Here is a 16,090-nt window from a genome sequence, read left to right as displayed (position 1 = left end):
ACGTTCGCCCCTTGCGCCCCAGTCGTCACCCGTATCGGTGACCCTTTGGCGATCGTGTGCAACGCTGCGTGACGACATAACGGCTCGTCACTCTTCCGTGATCGTGCGTGCTTGCCCCGCCGGAGGGACGGGCAGCAGGGTTCCGGGCGCGGTCCGTACACGAACGACGCTCTGCCCCCGCGCCTGGGTGACAGCCCGCAATCCCGGAGAGCTGTCTTCATGCCTGAGGAGGCGTCATGATCATCAACGCTGCTGCCCGTGGTCAGAAGTGGGGTCGCGGTCAGAAGTGGGGCCGCGGTCAGAAGTGGGGTCGTCAGGCCGCCTGAGCGCGTGCGGCGCCGGACCGTCCGGGTGTCCGGGCGGCCGGGCCTACCACCTGGCCCGCGGCCGCACTGACCTCCCTCCCCCGAGGGGGAGGTGGGGCGACGGGCCTGGTATCCGGCCCCTGCGCTGTTAGCCTCTCCTCCGCTCAACTCCCCGGCGAGGACAGGTGCCAGTGGCCGTGCAAGACCCTCCCGCCCCGCGCTGGCCGGTCGCCTCGCTGGGGCCGGCGACCATCGGCTGGCTGAGCGTCCTCGTCGCCCTCGCCGCTGCGTCCCTCGCTCTTCCCACGCGGTTCGAGCCCGCCTCACCGCTCGTGGTGCTCGTGGTGCTCGGCGCCTTCGTGCTCGCCGAGTCGGCCAACATGCACGTGGAGTTCCGCCGGCAGAGCGTGGTGGTGTCGGCCTCGGAGCTGGTCTTCGTCATCGCCCTCGTCGAGGTCGGCCCGACGTGGACCGCCCTCACCCGGGCGGTCGCGGTCGGCGGGGTCTGCGCCGTCCAGCGCTACAGCCCGGCCAAGTCGCTCACCAACACCGCGCTGGCGGTCGTCGAGGTCGCCGTCGCCGTCGCCGTCCTGCGCCTGTTCCCCGTCGGCGACGTCACCGAGCCGGCGACCTGGCTGGCCCACCTCGTCGCCATCGTGGTCGCCACCATCGTCGGTGGGGGACTCATCAGGCTGGCCATCATCGCGACGCAGGGGTACACCGGCCCCGAGCTGTGGTGGAGCGTCCTGCTGCCGGCGGCCACGGTCACGCCGATGGCGGTGCTGAGCGGGTTGTCGGTCCTGCTCGTCGTCGAGGTCAGCCTCTGGGGCGTGGTCCTGGTCCTCCCGCTGCTCGGCGGCCTCGCGCTCATGTACCGGCGCTTCGCCGCGGTGACCCGTGAGGGGCGCGAGCTGGAGGCCGTCTACGCCTTCGCCCGGCAGGTCGAGCAGACCTCGCCGGACGCGGACGGTGCGCGCCGGCTGGTGAAGGCGATCCGGGAGCTCCTCAACGCCGAGCGCGTCGCGCTGTGGCTGCCGCCCTACCTCGACGAGCCGCCCCGGCTCATCGTCGACTCCGACGACGCGGCCACCAGCTGGTACGAGGGCCCGGGTGACTCCGAGGACCCCCTGCGCCGCCGTGTCCTGACCCCGGGGTCCACCGCGCCGTTCCTGTTCGCGCCCGGCCGGGTGGGCCCCGAGGAGGCGGCCGCCCTCGCGCTGCGCGGCGCCCAGGAGGTCCTGGGCGCGCCGGTCACCACGGCCGCCGGCGAGCCCGGCTACCTCGAGGTCTGCGACCGGCGCAGCGACGTCGTCTCGTTCTCCGAGGGCGACCGCTCGGCGCTGGACTCGATGCTCACCCACGTCAACGCGGCGATCCGTCAGCAGCAGCTGCTCACCCAGATCCGCTACGACGCCGACCACGACCGGCTCACCGGTCTGCCCAACCGGCAGCGGCTGGCCGCCGAGATCGACCAGCTCCTCCGCGCCGACCCGGTCGGGGCGCGCGCCGGTCTCGTGCTGACCGCCCTGGACAACCACACCGAGATCGTCGACACCCTCGGGCACGCCGCGGCCGACGAGCTGCTCCTGGTCACCGCCGGGCTGCTGCGCGAGCACGCGCCGCCCGACGCGATGGTCGCCCGCATGGAGGGTGAGCAGTTCGCCGTCCTGCTGCCCGGGCTGTCCCAGGTGGCCGCCGAGCGCGCGGCCCGGCGGTTGCGGGAGGCCACCTCCACCCGCGCCCGGGTGGCCGGCCTGGACCTGGAGGTCACGCTCACCGTGGGCGTCGCCGCCGCCCCTGCGCACGGCACCGACTCGGGCACGCTGATGCAGCGGGCCGACGTCGCCCTGCTGGCCGCCGCCTCCGAGAGCGGCGGCGTGGCCAGCTACCACCAGGTGCTCGACCAGCAGAGCCTGCGCCGGCTGCAGCTGGGCACCGAGCTGGAGCAGGCGATGGCCGGCGGGCAGATCAGCGTGGTCTTCCAGCCGATCATCGACGCCCGGACCTCCGACATCGTCTCGGTGGAGACCCTGGTCCGCTGGGCGCACCCGCGTTTCGGTGCGATCCCGCCGGACGACTTCATCCACCTCGCCGAGCAGATCGGCCGGATCGGCCCGCTGACCGACCACGTGCTGGACCTGGCGCTGGCCCGCTGCCGGCGGTGGCTGGACCAGGACATCGCGCTGTCGGTGGCGGTCAACCTCTCCGCGCGCTGCCTGAGCGAGCCCGACCTCGTCGAGCGGGTGCAGCGGGCGCTGCGCCGCCACGGCGTCCCGGGCGAGCTGCTCATCCTCGAGCTCACCGAGGGCAGCGTGGTCGACGACTCGGTCCGCTCCAGCACCGTCCTGGCCGACCTGCACGCCCTGGGCCTGCGGCTGTCGATGGACGACTTCGGCACCGGCTACTCGTCGCTGTCGCAACTGCGCCAGCTGCCGATCGACGAGGTCAAGATCGACAAGTCCTTCGTGCTGGGGATGTCCACCAGCCAGGGCGAGTCCTTCATCGCCCGCTCGATCATCGAGCTCGCGCACAACCTGGGCCTGCGCGTCGTGGCCGAGGGCGTCGAGGACGAGCTGACCCGCAAGCTGCTCACCGAGATGGGCTGCGACAAGCTCCAGGGCTTCCTGCTCAGCCGCCCGCTGCCCGACGACAAGCTGGAGAAGTGGCTGCTCGCCCGCACCGGCGTCCGGTCGGCCGCACCCGGTGCCCAGCACCGCCGGCTGTTCGTCCGGGTCTGAGGGAGGACCCGCGTCCCCCTGCAGGGAGGTCGGGAGGCGTCGGGTATAGTTCCCGACGGCTCCTCGAGCACGCCCCTTTAGCTCAGTCGGCAGAGCGTCTCCATGGTAAGGAGAAGGTCTACGGTTCGATTCCGTAAAGGGGCTCCGACCAGCCGGTCCAGTCGCGAGACCGGGCCGCGCGGTCATCCCGGCGGTGTAGCTCAGCCTGGTAGAGCAAGCGGCTCATAATCGCTGTGTCACCGGTTCAAGTCCGGTCACCGCTACCCCAGACGGACCCCGGCTCCCGGGGTCCGTCGCCGTGTCGGCACCCGCCGCCACGGTCCCCGGCCGGGAGGCCGGTCCCGACAAGGCGAGGAGTGCCTCATGGCAGCCACCGACGTCCGTCCGAAGATCACCCTGGCCTGCCAGGAGTGCAAGAACCGCAACTACATCACCCGCAAGAACCGGCGCAACGACCCCGACCGGCTCGAGCTGATGAAGTACTGCCCCAAGGACCGGAAGCACACGGTCCACCGCGAGACCCGCTGACGCGGGTCCGCGAGGAGCGAGGGAGGGCGGGAGTGGCGCTGGACGCAGGACTGGTCGGGCGCAGCTACCCGCCCTCCGCCGTCTACGAGGTCGGCCGCGCGAAGATCGCCGAGTTCGCCGCCGCCGTCGGCGCCACGGACCCCGCGCACACCGACGCCGACGCCGCCCGCGCGCTGGGCCACCCCGACGTCGTCGCGCCGCCCACGTTCGCCATCGTGGTCACCCTCGGCGCCGCCGACGTCGTCCTGGCCGACCCGGAGGTGGCCCTCGACTACAGCCGGGTGGTGCACGGCGAGCAGCGCTTCACCCACCACCGCCCCATCCGGGCCGGTGACCGGCTGGTGAGCACCACGACCATCGAGGCGGTGCGCAGCGTGGCCGGCAACGACCTGCTCACCACCCGCGTCGACGTCGCCACCGAGGACGGCGAGGCCGTCTGCACGGCGCTGTCGATGCTGGTCGCCCGGGGGGCGGCGTGAGCGCCCGGCTGCGGGCCGCCGACGTCGCCGTCGGCACCGAGCTGCCCGAGCAGACCCACCGGGTGACCCGCGCCGACCTGGTCCGCTACGCCGGCGCCTCCGGCGACCTCAACCCGATCCACTGGAGCGACCGCGTCGCCACCGGCGTGGGCCTGCCCGGCGTCATCGCCCACGGGATGCTCACCATGGGCCTCGCCGCCCGGGCGGTCACCGAGTGGGCCGGCGACCCCGGCGCGGTGGTGGAGTACCAGGTCCGCTTCGGCCGGCCCGTCGTCGTCCCCGACGACGACACCGGCGCGGAGGTCACCGTCCGCGGGAAGGTCGGCGCCGTGCTGGACGAGGGCCGGGTCCGCGTGGACCTCACGGTCACCAGCGGCGGCGAGAAGGTGCTCTCGCTGGCCCGCGCCACCGTCGCCCTGGCATGACCGCCCGGCGGGTGGCCCCGGCGGCCGTCGCGCTGCTCCTGCTGCCCGGCTGCGCGTCCTTCTCCCAGACGCTCGCCGCCGAGCGGGACGGCGGGTCGCCCACCACCGCCGCCCCGTCGTCCCCCGCGGACGGCGACGACGGGCCGAGCTGCCCGGCCGAGCGCGCCGAGCCCGACCCCGACCGGCCCGTCGTCGACCTGGACTTCCGGCTCTCCGACGACCTGGACACCGTCACCGGCACCGAGACGGTCGTGTTCACCCCCGACGTGGCCACCGACGAGATGGTCTTCCGCCTGGTGCCCAACAGCCCCGGCGCCGCCGGGCTGGGCAACCGGATCACCGTCGACGGCGTCCGCGGGGACGACGTCGACCAGGCCGGCTACGAGGACGCCGGCGCCGACGGGCCTGGCGGGCTCTACGTGCTGCAGCTGGACGGCGAGCTCGCGGCGGGGGAGTCCACCGAGGTGGAGCTGGACTTCACGGTCTCCCTCGGCGAGGGCGGCTTCGAGCGGCTCGGTGCCGTGGAGGGCGCGTCCTGGTGGGCCAGCGGCTTCCCGCTGCTGGCGTGGGAGCCCGGCGTCGGCTGGGCCCGCGACCCCTTCGTCCAGATCCTCGGCGAGACCGCCACCAGCCCGGTCGCCGACACCACGGTCAGCGTCTCGGTGCCCGAGGACCTGACCGTCCTGATGACCGGCGACCAGGACGAGCCCACCGCCGCCGAGGACGGCCGGCGCACCTGGACCTCCCACGAGCCGGTGGCCCGCGACGTCAGCGTGGCCGCCGGTGGGTTCCGCACGGCCACCCTGCGCACCCCCGGGGGGGTCGAGGTGACCACCGGCGTGCTGCCCGGCGCCGACGTCGGCCCCGGTGAGCTGGCCGACTGGGTCAGCGAGGACGTCACCGAGCTGGCCGACCGCTTCGGCGCCTTCCCCTACGCCACGCTCACGGTGCCGCTGCTGCCCGACGAGGGCGGCGGCATCGAGTACCCCGGCTCGATCCTCCTGGCCGGCGCGAACCGCACGGTGCTCGAGCACGAGGTCGCCCACATGTGGTTCTACGGCATGGTCGGCGACTCCCAGTTCCGCGACCCGTGGCTGGACGAGGCCCTCGCCACCTACGCCGAGAGCACGGCCGGCGGGGAGGGGCCGCCGCCCGACCTCGACCGGGTGCTGGCCACCGAGGGCGACGTCGGCGCCGCGATGGACGAGTTCGACGGCACCGAGCGCTACTTCGACGTCGTCTACGGCAAGGGCGGCGCCGCGCTGCTGGCCGCCCGCCAGGCCGCCGGGCCGCCGGCCTTCGACGCGGCGCTGCGCTGCTACGTGCAGGCCAACGCCTGGACGATCGCCACGCCCGCGGACCTCGCGGCCGCGCTGGCCGACCTGCCGGCCGCCCTCGACGTGCTCGTGCGGGCCGGGGCCCTCGACGAGGAGGACCTGCCCGGCTGAGGCCGGGCAGGTCCTCCTCGGGTCAGCCGCCGAGCAGCCGCTGCACCCGGCTGACGCCCTCGACCAGGTCGTCGTCGCCTAGGGCGTAGGACATCCGCAGGTAGCCCGGGGTGCCGAAGGCCTCGCCCGGGACGACGGCCACCTCGGCCTCCTCCAGGACGATCTCGGCGAGCTCCACGCTGCTCGACGCCGTCCGCCCGGCGATCGGGCGGCCCAGCAGCGCCTTGACCGACGGGTAGACGTAGAAGGCGCCCTGCGGCTCCGGGCAGGCGACGCCGGGGATCTCCCGCAGCATCGACACGATGGTCTTGCGCCGCCGGTCGAACGCCGTCCGCATCTCGTCGACCGCCGACAGGTCGCCGGTCAGGGCGGCCACCGCGGCGGCCTGCGACACGTTGGCGACGTTCGAGGTGGCGTGCGACTGGAGGTTGGTGGCGGCTTTCACCAGGTCGGCCGGCCCGACCACCCAGCCCACCCGCCAGCCGGTCATCGCGTAGGTCTTGGCCACGCCGTTGACCACGACGCAGCGGTCGGCCAGTTCAGGCACGACCACCGGGAGCGACGGCGCGGTGACCCCGCCGTAGGTGAGGTGCTCGTAGATCTCGTCGGTGAGCACCCACAGCCCCGCCTCCAGCGCCCAGCGGCCGATGGCCTCCACCTGGTCGGGCGGGTAGACGGCGCCGGTCGGGTTGGACGGCGAGACGAACAGCAGCACCTTCGTGCGCTCGGTGCGGGCCGCCTCCAGCTGCGCCACCGACACCAGGTAGCCGCTCTCCTCGTCGGCCACCACGGGCACCGGCACGCCGCCGGCCAGGCGGATGGCCTCGGGGTAGGTGGTCCAGTACGGCGCCGGGACGAGCACCTCGTCGCCCGGGTCGAGCATGGTGGCGAAGGCCTCGTACACGGCCTGCTTGCCGCCGTTGGTCACCAGCACCTGCGCCGGCGTCACCGCCAGCCCCGAGTCGCGGGCGGTCTTGGCGACGATCGCCTCCTTGAGCGCCGGCAGCCCCCCGGCCGGGGTGTAGCGGTGCATCGCCGGCTGGCGGCACGCGGCGACGGCGGCCTCGACGACGTAGTCCGGCGTCGGGAAGTCCGGCTCCCCGGCGCCGAACCCGATGACCGGCTTGCCCGCCGCCTTCAGCGCCTTGGCCTTGGCGTCGACCGCGAGCGTCGCGGACTCCGAGATGGCGCCGATGCGCCGCGACACGCGGCGCTCGGCGGGGGAGAGGGTGGCGGGCTCCGACGGGGAGACGGCGGTCATGCCCCCATCGTGTCAAAGACCACTCCCACGGGGCCCCCCAGTCCGGGTCGGGCGTAGCAGCGGGTGGGATCCCGGCGGACCCGTCGGGGCTCAGGCCGGAGCGCGGTCACGGGCGCCGTCCGCGGTCCCGTACACTGGCAACCCTGGGGCGATCGACCCCGCCACCGGCGTGCCCCGGGATCCCTCCGGGGACGGGGCGCCGGCCCGGCGGGCCGGCCGTCCCGGGGCAGTCCGGGACCACCGCACGCGTGCGCGGCCCCGGGCACTAGGGGTGTAGCTCAACTGGCAGAGCAGCGGTCTCCAAAACCGCAGGCTGCAGGTTCAAGTCCTGTCACCCCTGCCCGTGCCGCCGGCCCGTGCCGGCGGGCAGCACGACCCGGCACCGACCGTGCGCCGGCACGGCCGTGCCGCACGGACGCACGACCCCCAGAGGACCGCCAGCAGCGGCCACCACCACGACGCGAGCGAGGCGCAGTGAGCGACGAGAAGCCGGGCCGCGGGGAGGACCCCCGCACCGCCTCCGACGCCGAGCTGACCGACGAGCAGCTCGACCGGGAGGCCCCGGGCGTCGAGGACGCCGCCGAGCTGGAGGCCGCCGAGGCCGAGGTCGCCGCCGAGGCCGAGGACGACGAGGACAAGGTCGTCCCCACCGCCGCCCGCCGCCGCGGCGGCCGGATCACCGCCGGCGACGACGAGGACGACGACGAGCCGACCTCCCGGCGCAGCTCCCGCGCGGCCCGGGCCGGGAGCACCGCGGCCGGCCGCGCCGCCGAGGGCGCGGGCACCCGCTCCCGCGCCGCCGCGCAGCGCTCCCGGACCGACGAGGTCCGCCAGCGCCGCAACCTGCGCCGCTTCCTCCGCGAGGTGGTCGCCGAGCTGCGCAAGGTGATCTGGCCCGGCCGCCGCGAGCTGATCACCTACACGACCGTGGTCATCCTCTTCGTGGCCTTCATCGTCGCGCTGGTCGCGGGCCTGGACATCCTCTTCGCGCAGGGCGTGCTGGCCGTCTTCGGCTGACCGTCCCCCGCGCCCGCACGCACCCGACAAGGAAGAAGACCCCGTGACCGACCCCCGCGAGCCCTTCGACACCGACAGCGACGTCGAGACCGTCGACCTCGACGACCAGCGGCTCGACGTCCGCGGCAGCGTCGACCTCGAGACCGGCGCCGGCGAGACCGGCTCGGCCGAGGGCTCCACGGACACCACCGACCAGGACACCGCCACCGGCGTCGCCGACGTGACCCCGGTGGTCGAGAGCGGCGGCCGCGACAGCCTCGTCGGTGACCCGCTGGCCGCGCCGGCGCCCGACCACGACCCGATCGTGACCGAGGCGCTGGCCGAGGCGGAGGCCGGGGACGAGGACCCGCGGGACACGCTCAAGCGGACCCTGCGCACCCAGTTCGGCGACTGGTACGTCATCCACTCCTACGCCGGCTACGAGAACAAGGTGAAGACCAACCTCGAGTCGCGCATCCAGTCGCTGGACATGGAGGACTACATCTTCCAGATCGAGGTGCCCACCGAGGAGGTCACCGAGATCAAGAACGGCAAGCGCACCCAGGTCAACCGGAAGAAGCTGCCCGGCTACCTGCTCGTCCGGATGGACCTCAACGACGAGTCGTGGGGCGCGGTCCGCAACACCCCCGGTGTCACCGGCTTCGTCGGCGCCACCTCCCGGCCCTCGCCGCTGTCGATCGACGAGGTCGTCAACCTGCTCGTCCCGGCGACCCCGCCGCAGGCGGCCAAGGTGGCCGAGAGCGCCAGCCCGGCCGCCGCGGCGTCCGCCCCGACGACCGTCGTCGACTTCGAGATCGGGGAGTCGGTGACCGTCATGGACGGTCCCTTCGCCACCCTCCCGGCGACGATCAACGAGATCAACGCCGAGCAGCAGAAGCTGCAGGTGCTGGTCTCCATCTTCGGCCGGGAGACGCCGGTCGAGCTGTCGTTCACCCAGGTCGCCAAGATCTAGTCGAAGGCCCCGTCGCCCCCACGCCTCGCACACTCGGCGCGGGTCCCTCCGCCGGGGCCTTCCAGCCACCACCACGCACCACGCTCACGAAGAAGGAATGACATGCCCCCCAGGAAGCGGTTGACCGCGGTCATCAAGCTCCAGATCAAGGCCGGTGCGGCCACCCCCGCGCCGCCCGTGGGTCCGGCGCTGGGCCAGCACGGCGTCAACATCATGGAGTTCTGCAAGGCGTACAACGCCGCGACCGAGTCGCAGCGCGGCGACGTCGTGCCCGTGGAGATCTCGGTCTTCGAGGACCGCTCGTTCACCTTCGTCACCAAGACCCCGCCGGCCGCGCGCATGCTGCTCAAGGCCGCCGGTGTCGAGAAGGGCTCGGGCGAGCCGCACAAGACCAAGGTCGCCACCGTCACGCGCGACCAGGTCCGCGAGATCGCCCAGACCAAGATGGTCGACCTCAACGCCAACTCGCTCGACGAGGCCGAGAAGATCATCGCCGGCACCGCCCGGTCGATGGGCATCACCGTCCAGGGCTGAGACGGAAGCCGCCGGACGACGGCGGCGTTGCACGACCGGGTCCGCACGGACCCGTCGCACTCGTGGGAGGGCCGCGCCAGGCCCGTGCACCACACGATCCCCGGCACCGCCCGGGGGAGAGGACACCACCATGGCGAAGCACGGCAAGAAGTACCTGGAGGCGGCCGCCAAGGTCGACCGCGAGAGCCTCTACAGCCCGCTGCAGGCGGCTGGGCTGGCGAAGGAGACCTCGCCGACCTCCTACGACGCCACCGTCGAGGTGGCCATGCGGCTCGGCGTCGACCCGCGCAAGGCCGACCAGATGGTCCGCGGCACGGTCAACCTGCCGCACGGCACCGGCAAGACCGCCCGCGTCATCGTCTTCGCGACCGGTGACAAGGCCACCGAGGCCGAGGCGGCCGGCGCCGACGTCGTCGGCTCCGACGACCTCATCGCGCGCATCCAGGAGGGCTTCCTGGACTTCGACGCCGCGATCGCCACGCCCGACCAGATGGCCAAGGTCGGCCGGATCGCGCGCATCCTCGGCCCTCGCGGCCTGATGCCGAACCCGAAGACCGGCACGGTGACGCCCGACGTCACCAAGGCCGTCGCCGACATCAAGGGCGGGAAGATCAACTTCCGCGTCGACAAGCAGGCCAACCTGCACCTGGTGATCGGCAAGACCTCCTTCGACGACGCGAAGCTCGTCGAGAACTACGCCGCCGCCCTCGACGAGGTGCTGCGCGCCAAGCCGGCCGCCGCCAAGGGCCGGTACCTGAGGAAGGTCACCATCTCCACCACCATGGGCCCGGGCATCCCGGTCGACCCGAACCGCACCCGCAACCTGACGGTGGACGAGCCCACCGCCTGAGGAAGGACCCTCTCGCCCCCCACCGCTCGCTGACGCTGGCGGCGGGCCCCTGCGAGAGGGCCGGTCCAGCACGTCGCCGAGGCCCCGCAGCGCACTGCGCCGCGGGGCCCTCGTCGTCCCGGCACCGCCTCCGGACGGCGAGACCGGCGACTTCGCCAGGTGAGCAGGGTGACGGACGGCGTCCCCGCGACATGGCGTACGCTGTGTCCTGTTCCCCCCACGACCGCTGGTCGTCGCACGTCCGCGTGCGATCGAAGGTCCCGGATCCCCGGGCGGCCCGCGCAGGAGGACGGTTCGATCGACGCGGTGCCCCGTGCCCGCGCCCCTCGCCCCGTGCGTCCTGCGCCGGGGCGTTCCTCGTCTCCGGGCCCGTGATCGCCCGCTCTCGTGCAGCGGCCGGGGGTCGCCCGTCAGACGAGAGGAGGCCCATGCCCACGCAGGCGAAGGCCGCGGTGATCGAGGAGATCACCGAGCGGTTCCAGAAGTCCAGCGCGGCCGTGCTCACCGAGTACCGCGGGCTGACCGTGGCGCAGCTGACCCAGCTGCGCCGTTCCCTCGGTGCGGGCAGCAGCTACGCCGTCGTCAAGAACACCCTGACGAAGCGGGCGGCGGACGAGGTCGGCCACACCGACCTGGCCCCGCTGCTCAACGGCCCCACCGCGATCGCCTTCATCGAGGGCGACGTCGTCGAGGCCGCCAAGGCCATCCGCGACTTCGCGCGCGCCAACCCGCTGCTCGTCGTCAAGGGCGGCGTCGTCGAGGGCCGCACCGTCAGCCCCGCCGAGGTCACCGCCCTGGCCGACGTCGAGCCGCGCGAGGTGCTGCTGGCCAAGCTGGCCGGCGCGATGAAGGGCAACCTGACCAAGGCCGCCGGCCTGTTCCAGGCCCCGCTGTCGCAGGTCGCCCGCTTGGCCGCCGCGCTGCAGGAGAAGAAGGAGTCCACCGAGGGCTCCGCCGCTCCCGCCGCCGACACCGCTGCCGCCGACACCACCACCGACTCCGCCGACGCCGCCGACGCCGCGGCCGGCACCGACTGACCCCCAAGGAGAGATCATGGCCAAGCTGTCCACCACGGAGCTGCTCGACGCGTTCAAGGAGATGACGCTGCTCGAGCTGTCCGACTTCGTGAAGCAGTTCGAGGAGACCTTCGAGGTCACCGCGGCTGCCCCCGTCGCCGTCGCGGCCGCCCCGGCCGCCGGTGGTGCCGGCGACGGCGGTGCCCCCGCCGCCGAGGAGCAGGACGAGTTCGACGTCATCCTCGAGAGCGCCGGCGACAAGAAGATCCAGGTCATCAAGGAGGTGCGCGGCCTGACCTCGCTCGGCCTCAAGGAGGCCAAGGACCTGGTCGACGGCGCGCCGAAGCCGGTCCTGGAGAAGGTCGCCAAGGACGCTGCCGAGAAGGCCAAGGCCGCCCTCGAGGGCGCCGGCGCCACCGTCACCGTCAAGTGACCCCGTCCCCGGCCTGAGCCGGGGACTGCACCACCCGAGCACGCCCCAGGGGCCGCTCTCCTCCGGGAGGGCGGCCCCTGTCGCGTCGGGGGTGTCCGCGCCGACGGAGAGGGCGGATCGGCGAGGAGGACGCGCCTTCGTGGGCGTGGCGGAGACAGCGGGGCCCTCCGGCTGGCATCATGGCCGCGCGGAACCGCCCGGACGACGCGATGCTGTCCTTCCCGGGGGGTGTGGCGCTCGTCGCCCCCACCCTCCCGACGTGGACAGTGTGCGCCAGCGGGGGTAAGGTTCCCTGTTGCGCTGCCCTCTGACTGCCTGCCCGCCGAGACGGGTCACCTGGGGTGCCCGGGATCCCGGTCGCCCCGTGACCCACCCGTCGACCTGACCGTCGACCCGGCGGGCCGGACGCCGCGGACGGCGCCGCCACCTCCGACGACGACCCAGGACGAACCGCACCCCCGCCCGCACGTCGTGATGTCCTTGGAAGGACGCATCTTGGCAGGCTCTCGCCCCACCAGCATCGCCCCCAGCACCACCGAGTCCGGCGGCTTCGGCCAGCAGAACCAGACTCCCCAGGCCGGCCCCCGCACCGGAGAGGCCGACCAGCAGAAGATCCCCGGCGCCCCGCTCCGCGTCTCGTTCGCGAAGATCTCCGAGCCCCTCGAGGTCCCGGACCTCCTGGCGCTGCAGACCGCCTCCTTCGACTGGCTGGTCGGCAGCCCCGAGTGGCGCGCCACCCTCTCGCCCGAGGAGCAGCAGAGCGCCGTCGGCGGCCTCGCCGAGATCCTCGAGGAGATCTCCCCGATCGAGGACTTCAGCGGCTCGATGTCGCTGTCCTTCTCCAACCCGCGCTTCGAGGACGTCAAGGCGTCCCTCGAGGAGTGCAAGGACAAGGACATGACCTACGCGGCGCCGCTGTTCGTCACCGCCGAGTTCATGAACAACACCACCGGCGAGATCAAGTCGCAGACGGTGTTCATGGGCGACTTCCCGATCATGACGAACAAGGGCACGTTCGTCATCAACGGGACCGAGCGCGTCGTCGTCTCGCAGCTGGTCCGCAGCCCGGGCGTCTACTTCGACAAGACCCTGGACAAGACGTCGGACAAGGACGTCTTCAGCGCCAAGGTCATCCCCAGCCGGGGTGCGTGGCTGGAGTTCGACGTCGACAAGCGCGACACCGTCGGCGTCCGGATCGACCGCAAGCGCCGCCAGCCGGTCACCGTGCTGCTCAAGGCGCTGGGCTGGACCGAGGACCGCATCCGCGAGCACTTCCAGTGGTCGCCCACGGTCCTGGCCACCCTGGAGAAGGACCACATCGCCGGGCAGGACGAGGCGCTGCTCGACATCTACCGCAAGCTGCGGCCGGGCGAGCCGCCGACGCGGGAGAGCGCCCAGGCGCTGCTGGAGAACCTCTTCTTCAACCCCAAGCGCTACGACCTGGCCAAGGTCGGCCGCTACAAGGTCAACAAGAAGCTCGGCGTCGAGGTCCCGCAGGCCACCCTCACGCTGACCGAGGACGACATCGTCGCCACCATCGAGTACGTCGTGCGGCTGCACGCCGGCGAGCCCGACCACGGTGTCGACGACATCGACCACTTCGGCAACCGCCGCCTGCGCACCGTCGGTGAGCTGATCCAGAACCAGATCCGGGTCGGCCTCTCCCGCATGGAGCGCGTCGTCCGCGAGCGGATGACGACCCAGGACGTCGAGGCGATCACGCCGCAGACCCTGATCAACATCCGGCCGGTCGTCGCCTCCATCAAGGAGTTCTTCGGCACCAGCCAGCTGTCGCAGTTCATGGACCAGACCAACCCGCTCGCGGGCCTGACCCACAAGCGCCGCCTGTCGGCGCTGGGCCCCGGTGGTCTGTCCCGTGAGCGCGCCGGCATGGAGGTCCGCGACGTGCACCCGAGCCACTACGGCCGGATGTGCCCGATCGAGACCCCGGAGGGCCCGAACATCGGCCTGATCGGCTCGCTGTCGGCCTACGGCCGGGTCAACGCGTTCGGCTTCATCGAGACGCCGTACCGCCGGGTGGACAACGGCGTGGTCAGCGACTCGATCGACTACCTCACCGCCGACGAGGAGGACCGCTTCGTCGTCGCCCAGGCCAACTCGCCGCTGGACGCCCAGGGCCGGTTCGCCGAGGATCGCGTCCTGGTCCGCACCAAGGGCGGCGAGGTCGACTACCTCGCCCCCGAGAACGTCGACTACATGGACGTCTCGCCGCGGCAGATGACCTCGGTCGCGACGGCGATGATCCCGTTCCTCGAGCACGACGACGCCAACCGCGCGCTCATGGGCGCGAACATGCAGCGCCAGGCCGTCCCGCTGCTGCGCAGCGAGGCGCCGCTGGTGGGCACCGGCATGGAGCTGCGGGCCGCCGTCGACGCCGGTGACGTCGTCGTGGCGGAGAAGGCCGGCGTGGTCGAGGACTCCACCGCCGACTACGTCACCGTCATGGCCGACGACGGCACGCGGCAGACCTACCGGCTGCTGAAGTTCCGCCGCTCGAACCAGGGCACCTCGATCAACCAGACCCCCGTCGTCGACGAGGGCCAGCGGGTCGAGGTCGGCCAGGTCATCGCCGACGGGCCGTGCACCGACGAGGGCGAGATGGCGCTGGGCAAGAACCTGCTCGTCGCCTTCATGCCGTGGGAGGGCCACAACTACGAGGACGCGATCATCCTGTCGCAGCGCCTCGTGCAGGACGACGTCCTGTCCTCGATCCACATCGAGGAGTTCGAGGTCGACGCGCGCGACACCAAGCTCGGTGCCGAGGAGATCACCCGGGACATCCCGAACGTCTCCGAGGAGGTCCTCGCCGACCTCGACGAGCGCGGCATCATCCGCATCGGTGCCGAGGTCGTCCCCGGCGACATCCTCGTCGGCAAGGTCACGCCCAAGGGCGAGACCGAGCTGACCCCCGAGGAGCGGCTGCTGCGCGCGATCTTCGGCGAGAAGGCCCGCGAGGTCCGCGACACGTCGCTGAAGGTCAAGCACGGTGAGTCCGGCAAGGTCATCGGCGTCCGCGTGTTCTCCCGCGAGGACGGCGACGAGCTGCCCGCCGGCGTCAACGAGCTGATCCGGGTCTACGTCGCCCAGATGCGCAAGATCTCCGACGGTGACAAGCTCGCCGGCCGCCACGGCAACAAGGGCGTCATCGCGAAGATCCTGCCGCAGGAGGACATGCCCTTCCTCGAGGACGGCACCCCGGTCGACATCGTGCTCAACCCGCTGGGCGTGCCCGGCCGGATGAACGTCGGCCAGGTGCTGGAGACCCACCTCGGGTGGGTGGCCAAGTCCGGCTGGCAGGTCGAGGGGGACCCCGAGTGGGCGGCCAACCTGCCCGCCGCGGCCCGCTCGGCGGCCCCCGGCACCCGGACCGCGACGCCGGTGTTCGACGGCGCGCGCGAGGAGGAGATCGTCGGCCTGCTCGGCTCGACGACGCCGAACCGCGACGGCAACCGGATGGTGCAGCCGACCGGCAAGGCGCGGCTGTTCGACGGCCGCTCCGGGGAGCCCTTCCCCGAGGCGATCTCGGTCGGCTACGTCTACATCCTCAAGCTGCTGCACCTGGTCGACGACAAGATCCACGCCCGGTCGACCGGTCCCTACTCGATGATCACCCAGCAGCCGCTGGGTGGTAAGGCCCAGTTCGGTGGCCAGCGCTTCGGTGAGATGGAGTGCTGGGCGATGCAGGCCTACGGCGCGGCCTACGCGCTGCAGGAGCTGCTGACCATCAAGTCCGACGACATCCTCGGCCGGGTCAAGGTCTACGAGGCCATCGTCAAGGGCGAGAACATCCCCGAGCCGGGCATCCCCGAGTCGTTCAAGGTGTTGCTCAAGGAGCTGCAGTCGCTCTGCCTCAACGTCGAGGTGCTCTCCGGCGACGGGCAGGCGATCGAGCTGCGCGACACCGACGACGAGGTGTTCCGGGCCGCGGAGGAGCTGGGCATCGACCTCAGCCGCCGCGAGCCCTCCAGCGTCGAGGACGTGTGATCGGCCGCCGGCCGGCCCGTCGTGTGACGGGCCGGCCGGCGTCCTCCCAGCCATTCGACTAGAAGTGCAGTAACGAGCCCCGGGAAAGGGGTCCACTCA

Annotated in this window: 13 protein-coding genes and 3 tRNA genes; 15 read left to right on the top strand and 1 reads right to left on the bottom strand. The window is 72.6% G+C overall.

Annotated elements, in window-relative coordinates:
* Window positions 1-502: 502 nt before the first annotated feature.
* The 7 genes from BMZ33_RS06365 to BMZ33_RS06335 all read left to right on the top strand — a co-directional run bounded on the left by BMZ33_RS06365 (window position 503) and on the right by BMZ33_RS06335 (window position 5,923).
* Complete coding sequence (locus BMZ33_RS06365; RefSeq protein ID WP_169063959.1) at window positions 503-3,043, top strand: putative bifunctional diguanylate cyclase/phosphodiesterase; 2,541 nt, start codon at window positions 503-505, stop codon at window positions 3,041-3,043.
* Between the two features lie 71 nt (window positions 3,044-3,114).
* A tRNA-Thr gene (locus tag BMZ33_RS06360) sits at window positions 3,115-3,187 on the top strand.
* A 45-nt stretch (window positions 3,188-3,232) separates the two neighbouring features.
* Window positions 3,233-3,306: transfer RNA gene (locus tag BMZ33_RS06355), tRNA-Met, on the top strand.
* A gap of 100 nt (window positions 3,307-3,406) precedes the next feature.
* Window positions 3,407-3,571, top strand: coding sequence for a 50S ribosomal protein L33 (rpmG, locus tag BMZ33_RS06350; RefSeq protein ID WP_091108685.1), 165 nt, complete (start codon window positions 3,407-3,409; stop codon window positions 3,569-3,571).
* A gap of 32 nt (window positions 3,572-3,603) precedes the next feature.
* Window positions 3,604-4,050, top strand: a complete 447-nt coding sequence (locus BMZ33_RS06345) for an FAS1-like dehydratase domain-containing protein (protein ID WP_091108684.1) — start codon at window positions 3,604-3,606, stop codon at window positions 4,048-4,050.
* On the top strand, window positions 4,047-4,475 hold the full coding sequence (locus BMZ33_RS06340; RefSeq protein WP_091108683.1) for a MaoC/PaaZ C-terminal domain-containing protein: 429 nt from the start codon (window positions 4,047-4,049) through the stop codon (window positions 4,473-4,475). Before BMZ33_RS06345 ends, BMZ33_RS06340 begins: the two co-directional genes overlap by 4 nt.
* The gene (locus BMZ33_RS06335) at window positions 4,472-5,923 is read left to right on the top strand and encodes a M1 family aminopeptidase (RefSeq protein ID WP_169063958.1); all 1,452 of its coding nucleotides are present in this window, start codon (window positions 4,472-4,474) and stop codon (window positions 5,921-5,923) included. The genes BMZ33_RS06340 and BMZ33_RS06335 overlap by 4 nt, the downstream gene beginning before the upstream one ends.
* Before the next feature lie 22 nt (window positions 5,924-5,945).
* On the opposite strand, the gene BMZ33_RS06330 is transcribed toward BMZ33_RS06335, so the two are convergent.
* Window positions 5,946-7,184: a pyridoxal phosphate-dependent aminotransferase gene (locus BMZ33_RS06330; RefSeq protein ID WP_091108682.1), complete on the bottom strand. Its 1,239-nt coding sequence runs from the start codon at window positions 7,182-7,184 to the stop codon at window positions 5,946-5,948.
* A gap of 267 nt (window positions 7,185-7,451) precedes the next feature.
* Between BMZ33_RS06330 and BMZ33_RS06325 the strand changes: the two genes are divergently transcribed.
* The 8 genes from BMZ33_RS06325 (at window position 7,452) to rpoB (ending at window position 15,991) form a co-directional block, all read left to right on the top strand.
* Window positions 7,452-7,524: transfer RNA gene (locus tag BMZ33_RS06325), tRNA-Trp, on the top strand.
* 134 nt (window positions 7,525-7,658) lie between these two features.
* Window positions 7,659-8,201 carry a preprotein translocase subunit SecE gene (gene secE, locus BMZ33_RS23100; RefSeq protein WP_091108681.1) on the top strand — a complete coding sequence of 181 codons (543 nt, stop codon included), beginning with the start codon at window positions 7,659-7,661 and terminating at the stop codon, window positions 8,199-8,201.
* A gap of 43 nt (window positions 8,202-8,244) precedes the next feature.
* A complete protein-coding gene (gene nusG, locus BMZ33_RS06315; protein WP_169063957.1) occupies window positions 8,245-9,153 on the top strand; it encodes a transcription termination/antitermination protein NusG in 909 nt (302 codons plus the stop codon).
* 102 nt (window positions 9,154-9,255) lie between these two features.
* Window positions 9,256-9,687, top strand: coding sequence for a 50S ribosomal protein L11 (gene rplK, locus BMZ33_RS06310; protein WP_091108680.1), 432 nt, complete (start codon window positions 9,256-9,258; stop codon window positions 9,685-9,687).
* A gap of 130 nt (window positions 9,688-9,817) precedes the next feature.
* The gene (gene rplA, locus BMZ33_RS06305; protein ID WP_091108679.1) at window positions 9,818-10,537 is read left to right on the top strand and encodes a 50S ribosomal protein L1; all 720 of its coding nucleotides are present in this window, start codon (window positions 9,818-9,820) and stop codon (window positions 10,535-10,537) included.
* A gap of 428 nt (window positions 10,538-10,965) precedes the next feature.
* On the top strand, window positions 10,966-11,574 hold the full coding sequence (gene rplJ / locus BMZ33_RS06300) for a 50S ribosomal protein L10 (protein WP_091108678.1): 609 nt from the start codon (window positions 10,966-10,968) through the stop codon (window positions 11,572-11,574).
* 16 nt (window positions 11,575-11,590) lie between these two features.
* Window positions 11,591-11,986 (top strand): 50S ribosomal protein L7/L12, encoded by a 396-nt coding sequence (gene rplL, locus BMZ33_RS06295; RefSeq protein WP_073421315.1) that lies wholly within the window; start codon window positions 11,591-11,593, stop codon window positions 11,984-11,986.
* A 495-nt stretch (window positions 11,987-12,481) separates the two neighbouring features.
* A complete protein-coding gene (gene rpoB, locus BMZ33_RS06290; RefSeq protein ID WP_091108677.1) occupies window positions 12,482-15,991 on the top strand; it encodes a DNA-directed RNA polymerase subunit beta in 3,510 nt (1,169 codons plus the stop codon).
* Window positions 15,992-16,090: the final 99 nt, after the last annotated feature.

It is taken from the genome of Geodermatophilus dictyosporus, assembly GCF_900115505.1.
Classification (GTDB): Bacteria; Actinomycetota; Actinomycetes; order Mycobacteriales; family Geodermatophilaceae; genus Geodermatophilus; species Geodermatophilus dictyosporus.
Note: the sequence above shows the minus strand (reverse complement) of the source record. Positions and strands in the feature narration are given on the sequence as shown.